Annotated in this window: 10 protein-coding genes; 2 read left to right on the forward strand and 8 right to left on the reverse strand. The window is 56.5% G+C overall.

Going from position 1 to position 17041, the window contains the following annotated elements; translation table 11 throughout:
• Nucleotides 1-206 precede the first annotated feature (206 nt).
• Genes baeR through mdtA form a run of 6 tightly spaced genes read right to left on the reverse strand, consistent with a single transcriptional unit; the run spans nt 207 to nt 11182 of the window.
• Nucleotides 207-929 (reverse strand): two-component system response regulator BaeR, encoded by a 723-nt coding sequence (baeR, locus tag NA986_RS00610; RefSeq protein ID WP_000137854.1) that lies wholly within the window; start codon nt 927-929, stop codon nt 207-209.
• Entirely contained in the window at nt 926-2329 is a 1404-nt protein-coding gene (gene baeS / locus NA986_RS00615) for a two-component system sensor histidine kinase BaeS (RefSeq protein ID WP_000870081.1), read from the reverse strand. The genes baeR and baeS overlap by 4 nt, the downstream gene beginning before the upstream one ends.
• Complete coding sequence (locus NA986_RS00620; protein WP_023216353.1) at nt 2329-3741, reverse strand: MFS transporter; 1413 nt, start codon at nt 3739-3741, stop codon at nt 2329-2331. The genes baeS and NA986_RS00620 overlap by 1 nt, the downstream gene beginning before the upstream one ends.
• Nucleotides 3738-6818, reverse strand: a complete 3081-nt coding sequence (gene mdtC, locus NA986_RS00625; protein ID WP_023216354.1) for a multidrug efflux RND transporter permease subunit MdtC — start codon at nt 6816-6818, stop codon at nt 3738-3740. Before mdtC ends, NA986_RS00620 begins: the two co-directional genes overlap by 4 nt.
• Nucleotides 6819-9941 (reverse strand): multidrug efflux RND transporter permease subunit MdtB, encoded by a 3123-nt coding sequence (gene mdtB / locus NA986_RS00630; RefSeq protein WP_070793938.1) that lies wholly within the window; start codon nt 9939-9941, stop codon nt 6819-6821.
• Nucleotides 9941-11182 (reverse strand): multidrug efflux RND transporter subunit MdtA, encoded by a 1242-nt coding sequence (gene mdtA, locus NA986_RS00635; protein WP_023181959.1) that lies wholly within the window; start codon nt 11180-11182, stop codon nt 9941-9943. Before mdtA ends, mdtB begins: the two co-directional genes overlap by 1 nt.
• A 282-nt stretch (nt 11183-11464) precedes the next feature.
• On the opposite strand from mdtA, the gene ibsA reads away from it, so the two are divergent.
• Entirely contained in the window at nt 11465-11524 is a 60-nt protein-coding gene (gene ibsA / locus NA986_RS00640) for a type I toxin-antitoxin system Ibs family toxin (protein WP_001805500.1), read from the forward strand.
• Between the two features lie 97 nt (nt 11525-11621).
• Here ibsA and yegD read toward each other — a convergent pair whose 3' ends face one another.
• Nucleotides 11622-12974, reverse strand: a complete 1353-nt coding sequence (yegD, locus tag NA986_RS00645) for a molecular chaperone (RefSeq protein WP_023206606.1) — start codon at nt 12972-12974, stop codon at nt 11622-11624.
• A gap of 133 nt (nt 12975-13107) precedes the next feature.
• Between yegD and alkA the strand changes: the two genes are divergently transcribed.
• The gene (gene alkA, locus NA986_RS00650) at nt 13108-13977 is read left to right on the forward strand and encodes a DNA-3-methyladenine glycosylase 2 (protein ID WP_023216952.1); all 870 of its coding nucleotides are present in this window, start codon (nt 13108-13110) and stop codon (nt 13975-13977) included.
• On the opposite strand, the gene NA986_RS00655 is transcribed toward alkA, so the two are convergent.
• Nucleotides 13945-16935, reverse strand: a complete 2991-nt coding sequence (locus tag NA986_RS00655; protein WP_198889132.1) for an MASE1 domain-containing protein — start codon at nt 16933-16935, stop codon at nt 13945-13947. The two genes, alkA and NA986_RS00655, sit on opposite strands and share 33 nt — an antisense overlap.
• Between the last annotated feature and the right edge of the window lie 106 nt (nt 16936-17041).

Consider the following 17041-nt stretch of genomic DNA (forward strand, 5'->3'; position numbering starts at 1 on the left):
TAATGCGCAATAAGTTTAAAAAACTACTCACAGTATATCGGTAAACTAAAAAGAGCGGCCAAATAATTTATTGTCCCCGATCGCGTTCGTCATGGTTTTCGGGATACCGCTCGGCCAAAGGAAAGAGGGCAGTGTGTTAATTCCGCCAGAATAGCGTTGGCGGAAAATATCGTCTTACGACCTTGTTATTGTTATGCCAATAATCATTATACCAGGCGACACGCATCCGCTTCCCAGCGATACCCTACACCGTACACCGCGCGTATAAATGACTGTTCGGCATCCAGCGATTCCAGTTTACGGCGCAGGTTTTTAATGTGGCTGTCGATAGTACGATCGGTCACCACACGGTAGTCGTCGTAGAGGTGGTTTAACAACTGCTCGCGGGAAAAAACTTTACCCGGTTCAAGCGATAAGGTTTTTAGCAGGCGGAATTCAGCGGGGGTTAAATCCAGCGCTTTACCACACCAGGAGGCCTGAAAGCGGCTTTCATCAATCATTAACGGGCTTTCGGCATCCTGCTGCTGGAGTTCGCGCTGCGGTTTACAGCGGCGCAAAATGGTTTTCACGCGGGCCACGACTTCGCGCGGGCTGTAAGGCTTACAGATATAATCATCGGCGCCGATTTCCAGCCCAAGCAGCCGGTCGATCTCTTCGATTTTGGCCGTGACCATCACAATGGGGATGTCGGAAAAACGGCGAATCTCCCGGCATAGCGTCAGACCATCGGTACCCGGCAGCATCAGATCCAGCAGGATCAGATCCGGCGGCGTTTGACGCACATACGGCAGTACCTTGTCGCCGTGATTGATGAGCGTGGGGGCGTAACTCGCCGCGCGTAAGTAGTCAATAAGCAGCTGTCCCAGCTTGGGTTCATCTTCAACAATCAAAATGCGCGGCGTGTTTTCATCAATGGGTAATTCAGTCATACTTCTCTCTGTAAATCGCGATCCAGCGGTAACTCTACTGTAATGCTAACCCCGCCAAAAGGCGAATGAGCGGCGTGAAGATGACCGTTATGCGCGTGTACAATATTGACGCATATTGCCAGCCCCAGTCCAGAACCGCCGCTGGCGCGGTTACGGGACACTTCCGTGCGGTAAAAACGGTCAAAAAGCTTTTGTAACTGTTCATCGCTGACGCCCGGTGCAGAATCGGCAAAGGTCAGGAATAATGATTTGTCGCGTTGTTCGGCGGAAATATGCAGGCCGCCGCCGCTGTCGGTGTAGCGCAGACTGTTTTCCAGTAGATTATTAAACAGTTGCATCAGGCGATCCGGGTCGCCGAAGACGGTCATACTATCCGGCAACGCGTAATGTAGCGTTAGCCCCCGGCTGGTAAAGCGCTCTCTGAACGCGCCGCCAGCGACTTCCAACAGGGGAACAAGATCGACGGTCGTTTTTTGGTAAGCCAGCGCGCCCTCGTCAGACAACGACAGCTGATGCAGGTCGTCAACCAGTTTGGTAAGCGTACCGACTTCCGCCTGTAGCGAGGTAACCGATTCTGGCGTGAACTGGCGAACGCCATCCTGAATGGCTTCCAGTTCGCCGCGCAATACCGCCAGCGGCGTGCGCAGTTCGTGGGAAATATCCGCCATAAAGTCGCGGCGCATCTGCTGGTTTTTTTCCAGCGTGCTGGCAAGCTGGTTAAAGTCCTGCGCCAGTTTTCCCAGCTCATCGGCGCTGGTTGGGGTCACGCGCGTGGTAAAATCCCCCGCCGCCAGCCTGTGCGTACCCTCGACCAACCGTTTGACCGGGGCGAGCAGGCCACGCGCCAGCAAAAATGTCGCCAGCGCGGCCAGCAACGTTGATAACGCCACGATCATCCAACTGGCGCGCCGCTGCTGCATATCAAAATTAATATCCGTATTGCGCGTCAGCCGCTCGACAGGCGAGGCGATAATCGCGCCGACTTCGACGCCATTGACCAGAATGGGGCGGCGAGTACCGTCATGCGGCACCGGACCGCGTGGGCCGACCAGCACCCGGCCATTTTGATCGACGACCCAGAACTGGGTGCGCCAACCGTGCGGCGGCATACCGGGGCCGGGTTTATCCCGGTCGTTGTCATGCTCAAATGAACGCAGAATCTGGAAAACGAAGCGATCGTTGTTGCGTAAAAAACGCCAGTTGCCGTGTTGCTGGTACTGGTCGCCCAGCGCATCGCCCAGCATTTGTAGCCGCTGCTCGTTGCCGTGTTTGATATAGTCAATAAATCCGCGTTCAAAACTGACGCGCACGGCCCAATGCATACTGATCAGCAGCACGATGCAGGTGGCGAAGATCGCCAGAAACAGCTTGCCGGTGATTCCGGGCCGCCAGACTTTCATTACAGGCTCCTTTTACGCCGTGAAATGACCATGTTTTGCTGTGTATCGTTCGGCACGCGGGCAAAAATTATCGCCGGTAGCGCGATAATAACCGCCATACATAACCAGGTGTACATAAAGACGTGATGTGTGGCGCTACTGTCTATCCCGATATGCTGTTGGCCAAACATACCCAGCAGCATTCCGGCAATAGTGACGCCGATACTCATCGAGAGCTGCATAATCATCGATAATAAGCTATTGCCGCTGCTGGCCAGCGTATCGGGAAGGTCTTTTAGCGTTAAGGTGTTCATGGAAGAAAAGCGCGCCGAGTTCACCATTCCCTGCAAAAGCAGTACCAGCGGCAGGAGATAATACCAGCCGAGCAGCGCGACCGACATAAACAACAGGCTAACCAATGCCAGTCCGAGCGTAGTCGCCACCAGAACCCGACGATAGCCAAAACGGTTAACTATCTGCACTACAATCCGCTTCATTCCCATGCTGCCCAGCACCATGGGAATCATCATCAAACCGGCATGAAACGGTGAAAAACCAAGACCAATTTGCAAAAAGACCGGCGTCATAAACGGCAGCATACCGCTGCCGATACGCCCGGCAAAACTGCCCAGCAACCCCAGTGAAAACGTGGGCGTGCGGAACAATCGCAGGCTGAATAACGCGCCTGAGTTTTTTTTGGCATGGAAGAGATAGAGCAGAATGGCTGCCGCGCCGCCCGCAGCAAGTCCGGCTAATGTCCAGGGCGAAATCCCCATGCTTTTACTACCGTCCAGCGCCAGCGTGAGTACCGCCATGCCGATAGCTAACAGCAGGAACCCCGGCAGATCAAAGCGCCGGGTCTCTATGGTGTAGTTTGGCATCAGCATAAAGGTCGCCATAGCGCCGACAATTCCCACCGGGATATTGATCAGAAAGATCCAGTGCCATGAAGCATATTCCACCAGCACCCCGCCCAGCGCGGGGCCGAGTAACGGCCCGATCTGTCCCGGTAGGGTGACGAAGGTCATCGCCGCCATATATTGCACGCGCGGCACGATTTTCATGACCGTCAGGCGTCCGACCGGCACCATCATCGCGCCGCCTACGCCTTGTAAAACCCGCGCTAATACCAGTTGATTAAGCGTGCCGGAGAGGGCGCAAAACAGCGAACCCAGCGTGAACAGCACAATGGCGGCAAAGAAAATATTACGCACGCCGATTTTGTCTGCCAGCCAGCCGCTGGCGGGGAGCATCACGGCGACGGTAAGAACATATGACACCACTACCATGTGCATATGCAGCGGGCTTTCCCCCAGGCTTTTCGCCATGGAGGGCAGCGCAGTGTTGACGATGGTGGTATCCAGCGACTGCATAAAAAAGCCGAATGCCACAATCCAGAGTTGCCAGCGGGTGTTGTCAGGAAGTTCTGTCATATCTCTACTACCGGTTTGCTATTTTTACGCGAAAAACGCAGCCGCAGACGATCGAAAAAGAGGTACACCACCGGCGTGGTATAGAGCGTCAGGAGCTGGCTCATGACCAAACCGCCGACAATGGTTATCCCCAACGGCTGCCGTAATTCCGAACCGTCTCCGCCAGATAACACCAATGGCAGTGCGCCGAACAGCGCCGCCAGCGTGGTCATCATTATTGGACGGAAGCGTAACAAGCAGGCCTGGAAAATGGCTTGTTCCGGCGTCAGGCCGCCGCTTCGTTGCGCTTCAAGCGCAAAATCGACCATCATAATGGCGTTTTTCTTCACAATGCCAATTAATAGCATGATCCCTATCAGGGCGATTAGGCTGAAAGGGGCATTGAAGAGCTCCAGCGCCAGAAGCGCCCCAACGCCTGCCGATGGCAGAGTAGAGAGAATGGTCAGCGGATGGACGTAGCTTTCGTACAGTATCCCCAGCACAATGTAGACGGTAGCGATCGCCGCCACTATCAAAACAAGCTGTGAATTCATGGTCTGCTGGAAGACTTGCGCCGTTCCGGAAAAACTGCCGCGTACCGTCGGGGGGACGCCAAGCTGCGTCATGGTGCGATTAATGGCCTCCGTCGCCTGCGATAACGATGTGCCGGTCGGCAGGTTAAAGGCAATCGTGGACGCCGCGGAAAGTCCCTGATGGTTCACCGACAGCGGCGCATTGGCGGGCCGCCATTGGGCGAAATAAGAGAGGGGGATCGCTTTTCCGTCACGGTTGATAACGAACATTTTCTCCAGCGCGCTGATATCCTGGCTATAGCGCGGATCGACTTCCATCACCACTTTATACTGGTTCATCGGCTGATAAATGGTGGAAATTTGCCGCTGGCCGAAAGCATTATTTAACAGACTGTTTGCGGCCTGAACATCAATACCCAGCCGTGACATGGTGTCGCGGTCGTAGATAAGGTTCATCTCCGCGCCGTTATCCTGCTGGTCGGAGTTTACGTCCGCCAGTTGCGGCAGGGCCGAGAGCGCTTTGCGTATTTTCGGCTCCCACTCGCGCAGCGCCGCCAGAGAGTCAGACAGCAATGTGTATTGATAACTGGCGTTAGCCTGCCGCCCGCCGACGCGAATATCCTGTACCGCCATCAGAAACAGCCTGGCGCCGGGTTCTTTTGCCAGTTTGACCCGCAGTCGATCAATGACTTGCTGCGCCGTCTCTTTGCGTTCGCCGCGCGGCTTCAGCGTAATAAACATCATGCCGCTATTCACCCGCGAGCCGCCGGTAAAACCAGTGACATTATTCACCGCCGGATCGTCGCGAATAATTTTCATAAAATCCTGCAGCTTGCCGCGCATGGCCTGGAAAGAGATGCTCTGGTCAGCCTGAATACCGCCCATCAACACGCCGGTGTCCTGCTCCGGAAAGAATGTTTTAGGGATGGCGATATAAAGCCAGATGTTCAGCGCAATGGTGCCAAGAAAAACCACACCGACAAGACGCGTATGGTTAAGCACCCATTTTAACGACGTGCCGTAACCCTGTTGCAAGGCGACCAGCAAACGGCCAACGCCCCGTTTACGCGGTTGGGTGCGCGGTTTGCTTGATTTAAGCATCCAGCCGCACATCATCGGCGTCAGCGTGAGCGAGACCACCAGCGAAATGCCAATCGCCACCGAGAGGGTAACGGCGAATTCCCGTAATAATCGCCCTGGCAGACCGCCCATTAACAGCAGCGGCAGAAATACCGCCACCAGCGACAGACTCATGGAGATGACCGTAAACCCGACTTCCCGCGTACCCTGTAATGCCGCCTGCAAAGGTTTCATTCCCGCCTCCAGATGGCGGGCGATATTTTCCAGCACCACAATGGCATCATCAACGACAAATCCGGTCGCGATAGTCAGCGCCATCAGCGACAGATTGTTGAGGCTGAAGCCGCACAGATACATGGCGGCGAAGGTGCCGATGAGCGAAACGGGAACGGCGACGGCGGGGATTAGCGTGGCGCGCCCGGAACGCAGGAATAAAAACACCACCAGGATCACCAGCGCGACAGAGATAGCCAGCGTCTCTTCTACCTCTTGCAGCGACGCGCGAATCGTCGGCGAACGATCCTGGGCGATTTGTAAATCGATAGCGGCGGGGATCATTGCCCGTAGTTCCGGCAGTTTTGCCCGGATGCCGTCGACCGTCTGAATAATATTGGCCTCCGGCAGCTTGCGGATCATCAATAAAATAGCGGGTTTAGCGTTCGTCATCCCGGCGTTACGGACATCCTGCACCGAGTCGGTGACGCTGGCGACGTCGCCCAGGCGTACCGCCGCGCCGTTGTTATAGTGAATAATCAGCGGCTGGTATTCGGCGGCGGTTTTCAGTTCGTCGTTGGTCTGGATTTGCCAGCGGTGGACGCTATCTTCAATTGCGCCTTGCGGTCGGCGTACGTTGGCGCTGTCGATCGCTTCGCGGACCTCATCCAGCGAGACGCCCTGGTTAAAGAGCGCCTGCGGGTTTAAGCCTACACGTACTGCGGGCAGGGAGCTGCCGCCGACGTCAACATCGCCGACGCCGTCAATTTGCGCGATGGTTTGCGCCAGTTGGGTAGAGGCGAAATCATACAGTTTGCCCTGTGACCAGCTCTCCGAGGTGAGCGTTAAAATCATAATCGGCGCGTCGGACGGGTTGGCCTTGCGATAAGTCGGGCGGCTGGGCATTCCGCCTGGCAACAAGCTTTGCGCGGCGTTAATGGCGGCCTGCACGTCGCGCGCCGCGCCGTTAATATCACGATCGAAATTAAATTCGAGAATAATGCGCGTACTGCCGAGCGAGCTGCTGGAGGTCATTTCATTGACGCCTGCAATGCGTCCCAAAGAGCGTTCCAACGGCGTCGCCACTGACGAAGCCATGGTTTCCGGCGAGGCGCCCGGCAGCGAGGCGCTAACCATAATCACCGGGAAATCGACCTGCGGCAGCGGGGCGACCGGCAGCAGACGAAAGCCCAGAATGCCGCACAGCGTAATGGCGGCGGCAATCAAAATGGTGGCGACCGGGCGGTAGATGAAAAGGGCGAAAAAGCGCATCTACGCCTCCTCTTTATGGTGCGGAAAGCGACTTTTCACGTACAGCGACAGGCGGTCAAACAGGAGATAAATCACCGGTGTGGTAAACAGAGTTAATACCTGGCTGACCAGTAGGCCGCCCACCATCGCGATCCCCAACGGGCGACGTAATTCCGCGCCAACGCCGGTACTCAACATTAATGGCAATGCCCCGAGCAACGCCGCCAGCGTGGTCATCAGAATCGGTCGAAAACGCAGCAGACAGGCCTGGAAGATAGCGTCGCGCGGGCTCATCCCCTGTTCGCGTTCGGCGGCGAGGGCGAAGTCAATCATCATGATGGCGTTTTTCTTCACGATGCCGATCAGCAAAATAATGCCGATAATGGCGATAATATCGAGCTCGCTACCAGCGATGATCAGCGCCAGCAGCGCGCCGACGCCCGCCGTAGGCAGCGTTGAGAGAATCGTGATCGGATGGATAAAACTCTCATACAGCACGCCGAGCACGATATACATCGCCACCACGGCGGCGACAATAAGCCAGACGGTGCTGCCCAGCGCCGCCTGGAAGGCGAGCGTACTGCCCTGAAACTGCGTTGTAATATCCGCTGGCAGGGCGAGCGTTTTTTCCGTATCGAGAATCACCTGCACCGCATCGCCGAGCGAATAGCCCTCCGGCACGTTAAACGAAAATGTCGTAACCGGGAACTGATCTAAATGATTGATGGAGAGCGGAGCGAAGCGCTGCTCAATGCGGGCAATCGCGCTGAGCGGTACGGTGCCGCCGTCGCGGCTCGTCAGGCGAATCGTCTCCAGCGCCGCCAGGCCCGGCGTGCTGGCGGTATTATGTTCCAGCACGACGCGGTACTGGTTCGCCTGGGTATAAATCGTTGAAATCAGGCGTTGTCCGAACGCGTTGTAGAGCGCGTTATCCACATCCGCCATGCTGATACCCAGACGGCTGGCGCTGTCGCGGTCGACATTCACCCAGGCCGCTAATCCTCGATCTTGCCAGTCGCTGCTTACCTCGGAAAGCTGTGGTAACGACTGTAGCGCGTTCTGCAGTTTTGGCACCCAGTGGCTGAGCGCATCGAGCGTCGTGGCCTGCAGGGTAAACTGATACTGCGTGCGGCTGACCTGCGTGTCGATGGTTAAATCCTGCGTCGGCTGGAGATACAGCGCCACGCCGGGAATCGTCGCCACGGCGGTTTGCAGCCGGGAGATCACCTGCTGCACGCGGTCATCACGCGCATCCAGCGGCTTGAGGTTAATTTGCAGGCGCGCGCTATTCAGCGTGGGGTTAGCGCCGTCTACGCCAACAAAAGTCGTCAGGCTTTGCACCGCCGGGTCCTGTAATATCCGTTCCGCCACCTGGCGCTGACGTTGCGCCATACTGGCATACGATGACGATTGCGGCGCCTGCAGCGTCCCCTGGATAATGCCGTTATCCTGTACCGGAAAGAACCCTTTCGGGATGACTATCCACAGCATAACGCTGAGCAGGAGCGTGGCGAATGCCACGCTCAATGTAAGCCACGGATGGTTGAGTACTTTCGCTAATCCGCGTCCATAGCTGGCGATCACGCGGTCAAACATCCGCTCGCAGGCGCGGGAAAAGCGGTTTTGTTTACGCAGAGACTGCTGGCTGAGCATACGCGCGCACATCATGGGCGTGAGCGTCAAAGAGACGACGGCGGAGATTAAAATCGCTACCGCCAACGTCACCGCAAATTCGCGGAACAGTCGACCAACAATATCGCCCATAAAGAGCAACGGGATCAGCACTGCAATCAGTGAAAAGGTGAGGGAAATAATGGTAAAGCCGATTTCGCCCGCGCCTTTGAGCGCCGCCGCCAGCGGTTTTTCTCCTTTTTCGATGTAGCGCGAGATGTTCTCGATCACCACAATCGCATCGTCCACCACGAAACCCGTGGCGATAGTGAGCGCCATCAGCGTCAGGTTATTAATGGAAAAATCCAAAAATACCATCACCGCAAAGGTGCCGATAAGCGACAGCGGTACGGCGACGCCGGGAATAATTGTGGCGGGAATGTTACGTAAAAACAGATAGATAATCATGACGACCAGCGCGATCGCCAGCATCAGTTCAAACTGGGTATCGCGCACGGAAGCGCGAATATTGGTGGTGCGATCGGACAGGACCGTGACCTTCACCGATTTCGGCAGGCTTTCGGTAAGCTGGGGCAGCATCTGGCGAATGCTGTCCGCTGTCGCAATGATATTGGCGCCAGGCTGGCGTTGAACGTTCATCACGATAGCCGGCGCTTGATTCGCCCATGCGCCGAGCCAGCTATTTTCCGCCCCCTGTTCGACGGTGGCGACATCGCCCAGCCGTACCGGCGCGCCGTTTTGATACGCGATGATAAGCCTGCGGTATTCGTCGGCAGACTGCATCTGATCGTTAGCAGAAAGCGTCACCGCCCGTTCGGGGCCATCCAGACTGCCTTTCGCCGAGTTGACGTTGGCGCCGGTAATTGCGGTACGGACCGTTTCGCTGGTCAGACCGAGCGCGGCGATAGCCTGAGCATTCAGTTTTACACGCACCGCAGGGCGCTGCCCGCCGGCAAGCGTCACCAGCCCGACGCCGGAGACCTGCGAGATCTTCTGCGCCACGCGGGTTTCTACCATGTCCTCTACCTGAGTCATTGGCATCGCGTTTGAGGTGACGGCAAGCGTCATAATCGGCGGGTCCGCCGGATTGACTTTGCTATAAATCGGCGGATTCGGCAGGTCGGAAGGCAATAAATTGGTGGCTGCGTTAATCGCCGCCTGTACTTCCTGCTCGGCAACGTCCAGCGGCAGCGTCAACTGAAACTGTAGCGTTACCACCGACGCGCCGCCGGAGCTTTGCGACGACATCTGCTTCAGTCCTGACATCTGGCCGAACTGGCGCTCAAGCGGCGCGGTGACGGCGGAGGTCATGACATCCGGGCTGGCGCCAGGGTAGAGCGTAACAACCTGAATAGTGGGGTAGTCGACCTCCGGCAAAGCGGCGACGGGCAGGAAGCGATAGCCGATAATCCCGGCGAGTAAAATCGCCGCCATCAGCAGAGTGGTGGCCACGGGGCGCAGAATAAACAGACGCGAAGGGCCGCCCGTGCTGCCCGGAGGTAATACCTGCATCAGGCGCGCGCTCCTTTTTGACCTTCATGGCGGGAAGGGGATTTTTCATCCGCCACGGTGGTTTGCGGCTCAACGACCTCGACTTTTGCGCCTTCCGTCAGCCGATCAATACCATCGGTAACGACGCGATCGCCTGCCGACAAGCCTGCGCTGATCACCACGTTTTGGTTATTCTGAATACCGATTTTTACCCGCTTCTTGCTGACGTTATTTTCGTCGTTCAGCACCCACACAAAGTGGCCCTCATTGCCCATTTGCACCGCCGCGGCAGGCACCACAACGGCATTTTGTTCGGTATCGACCAACATCCGGGCGTTCACAAATTGATTGGGGAACAGCGTATCGTCCTGATTGGTAAAGCGCGCTTTAATTTTGATCGTTCCCGTCGTGGGATCAATCTGGTTGTCCAGACTGAGCAACACACCTTCGCTCAATTTGTGCGAGTTAGTCCGATCCCAGGCTTCTACGACCAGCGTTTTCCCCGCTTTCTGCGCCTGAACCACGGTCGCGATATCGCTTTCCGGCAGAGTAAAAATGAGATCAATCGGGTGCGTTTGCGTAATGACGACAATACCTGCGGTATCGCTGCTGGAAATCTGGTTGCCGACATCCACCTGTTTCAGACCCACGCGTCCCGAGACCGGGGCCGTGATACGACTCCAGTCGAGCTGTAACTGCGCGCTGGCGACATTGGCTTCATCCGCTTTAATGGTTCCCTGGGTTTCGTTGACCAGCGCCTGTTGCGCATCCAGTTCCTGACGGGAAACCAGATTGGTTTTTGCCAGTTGTTGATAGCGCGCCAGATCACGACGCGCATTCGCCAGCGTAGCGTTATCTTTCGCCAACTGTCCCTGAGCCTGCGCCAGGGCGACCTTAAACTGGCTGGGATCGATTTGCGCCAGCAGATCGCCTGCGTTGACCTGCTGACCTTCCTGAAAGTGCAGGGCGATGAGTTGACCATCCACGCGGCTACGTACCGTAACGGTATTCGCTGCGGTCACGGTACCCAGCCCGCTCAGATAGCGCGGTACGGCCTGCGTGGTCGCGGTCGCGGCCTGTACCGGCGCCAGAGGGCCGTCGCGCATACCGCGGCGACCTGCGGCGGCGGTATGCGGCGCTTGCGCGGCGACGCCCGGCGCGGCGGTCGGGCTTTCGCTACGGCTATGCCAGAACCAGAATGCGGCGGCGGCCACTACAACCCCAATCGCTATTGCCCAACGGAAAGTATTACTGCCTTTCATCGGTATAAGTTTCTCATCCTGAAACGTTTTGCGGAATGTTGCTCCCTCTATTGTAGTCAGCAGGGAAGGGAGAAAAATGGAGGAATTATGGAACACGGTCGGGATTATTCTGAATGGCGGCCCGCTTTGCGAGGCGCTACGCAACTCTCATCGGTGAAAATCGTTAACGCGCCGGAGTGCGGTAAAGTGGCGGCACGGCAATAAAGGTAAGCCACCGATTTCAGCAGGACGCTGAAACGGGAAAGCCCCTCCCGAGGAAGGGGCCAAAATAAGGAAAGGGTTATGATGAAGGTAGTCATCATACTGGTGATACTCTTAGTGATTAGCTTCCAGGCTTACTAAGACACCAGGGGAGGAGGAATCCTCCCTTACCCTCACTCCTGACGTTAAGCCACATCAAGAATAATGTCAATCCATCTGCGCTGGGCTTGCGAGGCGCTTAGCGGAAAACGACCTCCGCCCAGCGCGCCAGTCCTGCGGTGACGGAGCCGAAATCATCGCCGCCAGCGACGGGTATGCCCGGTAGCTGTTCGGAAAGCGCTTTTTTAATCAATGGCGAACGGGCGCTGCCGCCGGTCAGATAGATGACATCCGGTTTTTCCTGCGCGCTGTCCAGCGCCAGTTGCACCTGTTCCAGAATACGCGCCAGCGGTTGATCCAGCGCCGCTTCCAGTCCTTGCTGGCTGATAGCGACCGCCAGGTCGTCGCTGATAAATGGCAGCCTCGCCGTAACATCCGCCTGGCCGGAAAGGGCGATTTTGCTCTCTTCCGCGCAGCGTACCAGGCGGTAACTAAGTCGCTGGCGCCAGACCTTGAGCAGCAACGCGACCTTGTCTGCTTCACGCGCGTTGCGAACCAAATCGTTCAACAGACGACCATTCGCGCTACTGTAAAAATCGCTTTGCGCCGGGACGTCGTTAATCGCCACGGCGTTCCACCACGGCAGCACCGGCAGGGCGATGCCTTTTTCGGTTTCGCCGCCCATGCCCAGCAAAGGCATCAGATTTTTAAAGGCCAGCGCGATATCCAGATCGTTTCCGCCCACGCGGCAACCGCTGTGCCCCAACAGGCTGCTTTCACGATCGGCGCGCTGACGCCACTGCGGCCCCATCAGCAGCATGGAGCAGTCGGTGGTGCCGCCGCCAATATCCACGACCAGCACACGCTTCTCTTCCCGCAGCGTAGCCTCGTAGTCCAGGCCCGCCGCAACCGGTTCATACTGGAATACCACCTCCTGAAAACCGGCGCGTTTTGCCGCCCGCTCCAGAATACCCTGCGCCTGGCGGTTCGCGTCATCGCCGCCGAGTCCCTGAAAGTTGATCGGGCGACCGATCACCGCCTGAGTAATGGCCTCCGGCAATTGGCTGTGCGCCGTATGACGAATATGTACCATCATGGCGCAGACCAAATCTTCAAACAGCGCGACCTGCTGCGGTTTCAGGCCGCTGGCGCCTAAAAAGGATTTCGGCGATTTGACAAACCAGACCTCCTGGGGATCGTCAATATAGTGCGCCAGCGACGCCAGACCAAACTGTACGCTTTGCGCGCCAACCTCAATATCTTCCTCGCGGTTGTAGCGTATCGCGCGGCGCAGCAGCGCCTGGGTTTCTTCGTCCGTTGCCGGCACATCATGATGGCGATACAGCCACTCGCTCACCGCTTCGCGCGTCGGCGCGCACAGCATAGACGGCAGTAATGCGCTGTTATTCTCCATTGTCAGCAACTGTGGATGCCCGTCGCGCATAATGGCGACCGAGCAGTTTGCCGTACCGTAATCAAATCCGATAAACACCTTAAAATCCCCATGCCAGTGAAGAAGGGGCGTGACTTTAGCGAAATGTCGTCGCGGCGACAACTGGAATATGAAAGCAAGGCGTTACGTGCGATTAGCGTTTATGCTGAAAGGTCAAATAAAGGAGAAAAGTATGTTTACCCTGAGCTGGCAGCCGCCTTACGACTGGTCGTGGATGTTGGGCTTTCTTGCCGCGCGTGCGGTGGATGGCGTGGAAACGGTAGGCGAGGGCTTTTATGCGCGCAGCCTGGTGGTGGGCGAGCATCGTGGACTGATCAGCGTGAGCCCCCATCTGCCCACCCACACTGTGCAGGTCAGCGTGAGCGCCGGATTACTTCCTGTCGCGCCGGCGTGTCTGGCGAAGGTTTCGCGTCTGTTTGATCTTGACTGCCAGCCCGCGCAGGTTGCCGCCGTGCTGGGGTCACTGGGCGAGGACAGACCGGGGCTGCGTTTACCGGGATCGGTTGATACGTTTGAACAAGGCGTGCGGGCGATACTGGGGCAACTGGTGAGTGTCGCGATGGCGGCAAGGTTGACGGCGAAAGTGGCGCGCCGCTATGGCGAGGCGTTGCCGGATGCGCCCGATTATGTCTGTTTTCCCGGTCCGGAAACGCTGGCGTTGGCCGATCCGCTGGCGCTTAAAGCTCTGGGGATGCCGCTGCGGCGCGCCGAAGCGCTGATTCATCTGGCGCAGGCGACGCTGGCGGGAAAACTGGCGCTCGCCGCGCCGCCGGATATTGAGCAGAGCGTTAAAAATTTACAAACGTTTCCGGGAATTGGCCGCTGGACGGCGAACTATTTCGCCCTGCGCGGTTGGCAGGCAAAAGATATCTTTTTACCCGATGATTACTTAATTAAACAGCGCTTCGCCGGGATGACGGCCGCGCAGATCCGTCGCTACGCGGAGCGCTGGAAACCGTGGCGTTCCTACGCGCTACTGCATATCTGGTATACCCACGGCTGGCAACCGTCAATGGATAGCGAAATAGCTGGTATTCAGTAACAAATCCAACGGTTGCGCTTCGGCGATAGTGTCGCCATAAATCAGATCCACGCCAATACGGGAGAGCGTATCCAGCACCTGTGGGTTTTGTACCGGCCCGGCGAGCGTTTTGATGTCCAGATGCTGGGCGTGTCCCTGGATGATCGAGGTCAGCATTTCATCCATTAAACTTTCATGAACGTTGGCGATAAGGTCGCTATCCAGCAGTAAATAATCGACGATATGCGGGGGCAGTAAATTAAACAGCTGTAAATCGCGCCCGACATGGCTGAGAATCACCTGGCAGCCGCGTTGCCGCAGTTTTCGCAGAGTCGCAGCGGCGGTCTGCGCCTGCTTAACGATAACGTCAGCCGGGATAATCAGGTGTAATAACCGTGGCGGCAGTGGGCTATGCTCCAGTTGTTCCAGCAGCTCATCAATAAGGGTCGCGCTGTATAATCCCGCGGCGGACAGCGGCAGCGCAACGCTTAATCCCTTGCTGGCGACGGCGGTCGCCGCATGGTGGAAAAACTCATGGAATACCCGTCGGTCAAGCGCGTGATGCAGCGCGGAGTCGGCTAACCCTGCCCGGAACGCGCGCTCTTCCATCACTTCCCCTTCGCTGGTCCACAGCCTGAGTGAGACCAGCCAAAAGCTGGTGGCCTCCGGCGTACGCGGCGGCGCGACGTTTCTGGCAAGCATCAGCAGGTGGTTATTTTTAATCATATGCCACTGTTCTTCCAGCGGCATCATTCCCTTTGAGGAGGTTAATGCGTGCTGCGGTTCGTACACGGTCAGACGGCCGCGACCGCTATTTTTCGCGGCGTAGCAGGCAATATCGGCCTGAGACACGACCTCTGTGAGCTGGCAGTTATGTTCATTTATCATTGTGATCCCGGCGCTGGCGCCGATCCGATGCAGGCGTCCTTCCCACATAAAGTGATATTCATTAACGGCGTTGATAAGCCGCGTCACGATAAAGCGCGCGCTGTCACTATTACAATCCGGCAGCAACAGGCCAAACTCATCGCCACCCAGACGGGCCAGGAGATCGCCGGAGCGAAGCATACTGAGCATCAGTGATGCGAGCTCGCGTAATAAGGCATCGCCGGCGGCATGTCCCGCGCTGTCGTTAACCGCTTTAAAACGGTCCAGATCGATAAACACCAGCGCATGATGTTGAGGCGATTCCTGTATTGTTTGCAGGCGCTGTTGAAGCTGTTTTTCAAAACTGGCGCGGTTGGCAAGATGGGTGAGGGCGTCATGCGTTGCGCTGTAGCTGAGCTGGCGTAACATTTTTCGTGATTCGGTAACGTCCTGGATAACCAGAACCGAACCAATCTTATCGCCATCAAGCGTACTGAGCGGCGTGATACTATAATGAATATCGTAGCTGCCGCCGTTATGACAATGGAGCACTATCTCCTGTTCCATGTCCGATCGCGACCTGTCGGCGCGATAAATATCCTCCAGCAGCGGCCCCTTATCACCTGACGTAATGCGCAGAACCGTTAATAATGGCGTGCCTAAAGCATCCTCTTGCCGCCAGCCGCTCATCTTCTCGGCGATCGGGTTCATAAAGGTGATATTCATCGCGACATCAATACACACCACCGCTTCTCCGATAGAGTCAAGCGTGATGTGCAACCGTTCTTTTTCCTGAAACAGCGCGTCGTTCGCTTGTGTAATATGTTCCATCAACCGCTGGTTTTCCTGCTCGCTTTGCTTGAGATCGTTAATATCTTCAATCTGAGCAATAAAATAGAGAGGTTTATTGTCTTTATGACGAACCAGCGAGACGGCCAGTAGCGCCCAGACGACATCGCCGTTGCGGGTGTAGTAGCGTTTTTCCATGGAATAGCTATTGATGTCGCCGCGCACCAGCATGTTTAGCTGTTCAAGGTCGTTATTCAGGTCTTCCGGCCAGGTCAATTGCTGAAATGTCATCGTGCGTAATTCATCCTGGCTATAGCCAAGAAAATGGCTCAGAGATTTATTGACCTGTAGCCACTGACCCTCCGTACCGACCAGCGCCATACCAATGGCTGAATACTCCATCGCGTTGCGAAAGCGGGATTCGCTCTCGGTGATATGTTTGCGTTCCGTGCGAAACGCGTACATCACCATCGTCATCATATTGGCAGGCAGCAGGATCATTAAAAAAGGCAGCCACGGCATATTGACCATCACGTCGGTTTTCGGCGTGGCGAGCAGCGTGGGGTCATTGGCCAGCATGAGCGAGACCACGATAACGGTAGCTAAAAAAATTAAAAACGCCTCCATTCGCGGCAGGCGCACCGCACTCCACATCAACAGGACGATAACGCACGTAAACGGCCACGGAATATAGCGCATAGCGAGCCAGCTTAGCGCCAGCGTAATGACCAGCGTCAATAGCGTTTCCAGCAACAGATGCGGGTCGCGATGACGCAACAGATAGTGTGGTTTAAACAGTAAACCTAACGGCACCAGCGTCAGCGCGCCGATGGCTTCCGATAATACCCAAATCAGAAACGCTTTCGAGGCGACCGCTTCCGGCGCTATCAGCCAAAATAACAGGCCGCCGAGTAGCGGCGGAATCACGGCGCTGCCGATAGCCAGACGAAACCAGTCATTCAAATTTTGTAAGGGGTTGTAGCTGGGGAGCAGTTTTCGCAGCAGTATCGCGCCAGTGGCCGCCTCGATAATATTTATTGCCGTCCAGCTAAAGTTAAGCGAGGCGGCAGGAAATAAAGTCAGTGAGGCGCCGATGCTGCCGAGCGAGCAGGCGACCGCGATCCCTGGCCACAGACGGCCCGCATGGCGGTAAAACGCGACCATCATAATGGAGGTGGGGAACCACAGCGGCGCGAGTTGGGTGCCGACACGCGATAATACGAGCGAAAAGAGCGTAAAGACAAACGCGACCAGGCCTAAACTGACCAGACGCAATAGCGGGTGGGGGACGGTAACGAAAACATGTTGGGATGGTTTACTCATTACCACTCTATCCGAATCGCCGGTAACGTCGCGGAATACCGGACGCGTCAGTTTACTCTGTGATTATGCTAGTATAAACGCGTAATGATTTATACGCTGGCTGAAT

Source organism: Salmonella sp. NW177 (assembly GCF_051811585.1).
In the GTDB taxonomy this organism is placed as follows: Bacteria; Pseudomonadota; Gammaproteobacteria; order Enterobacterales; family Enterobacteriaceae; genus Salmonella; species Salmonella enterica.

Excerpts from the sequence above, each read along its gene's own strand:
- alkA (WP_023216952.1), top strand. The coding sequence starts at position 13,108 with ATGTTTACCCTGAGCTGGCAGCCGCCTTACGACTGGTCGTGGATGTTG.
- NA986_RS00655 (WP_198889132.1), bottom strand. The coding sequence starts at position 16,935 with ATGAGTAAACCATCCCAACATGTTTTCGTTACCGTCCCCCACCCGCTA.
- baeS (WP_000870081.1), bottom strand. The coding sequence starts at position 2,329 with ATGAAAGTCTGGCGGCCCGGAATCACCGGCAAGCTGTTTCTGGCGATC.
- baeR (WP_000137854.1), bottom strand. The coding sequence starts at position 929 with ATGACTGAATTACCCATTGATGAAAACACGCCGCGCATTTTGATTGTT.
- NA986_RS00620 (WP_023216353.1), bottom strand. The coding sequence starts at position 3,741 with ATGACAGAACTTCCTGACAACACCCGCTGGCAACTCTGGATTGTGGCA.
- mdtB (WP_070793938.1), bottom strand. The coding sequence starts at position 9,941 with ATGCAGGTATTACCTCCGGGCAGCACGGGCGGCCCTTCGCGTCTGTTT.
- mdtA (WP_023181959.1), bottom strand. The coding sequence starts at position 11,182 with ATGAAAGGCAGTAATACTTTCCGTTGGGCAATAGCGATTGGGGTTGTA.
- mdtC (WP_023216354.1), bottom strand. The coding sequence starts at position 6,818 with ATGCGCTTTTTCGCCCTTTTCATCTACCGCCCGGTCGCCACCATTTTG.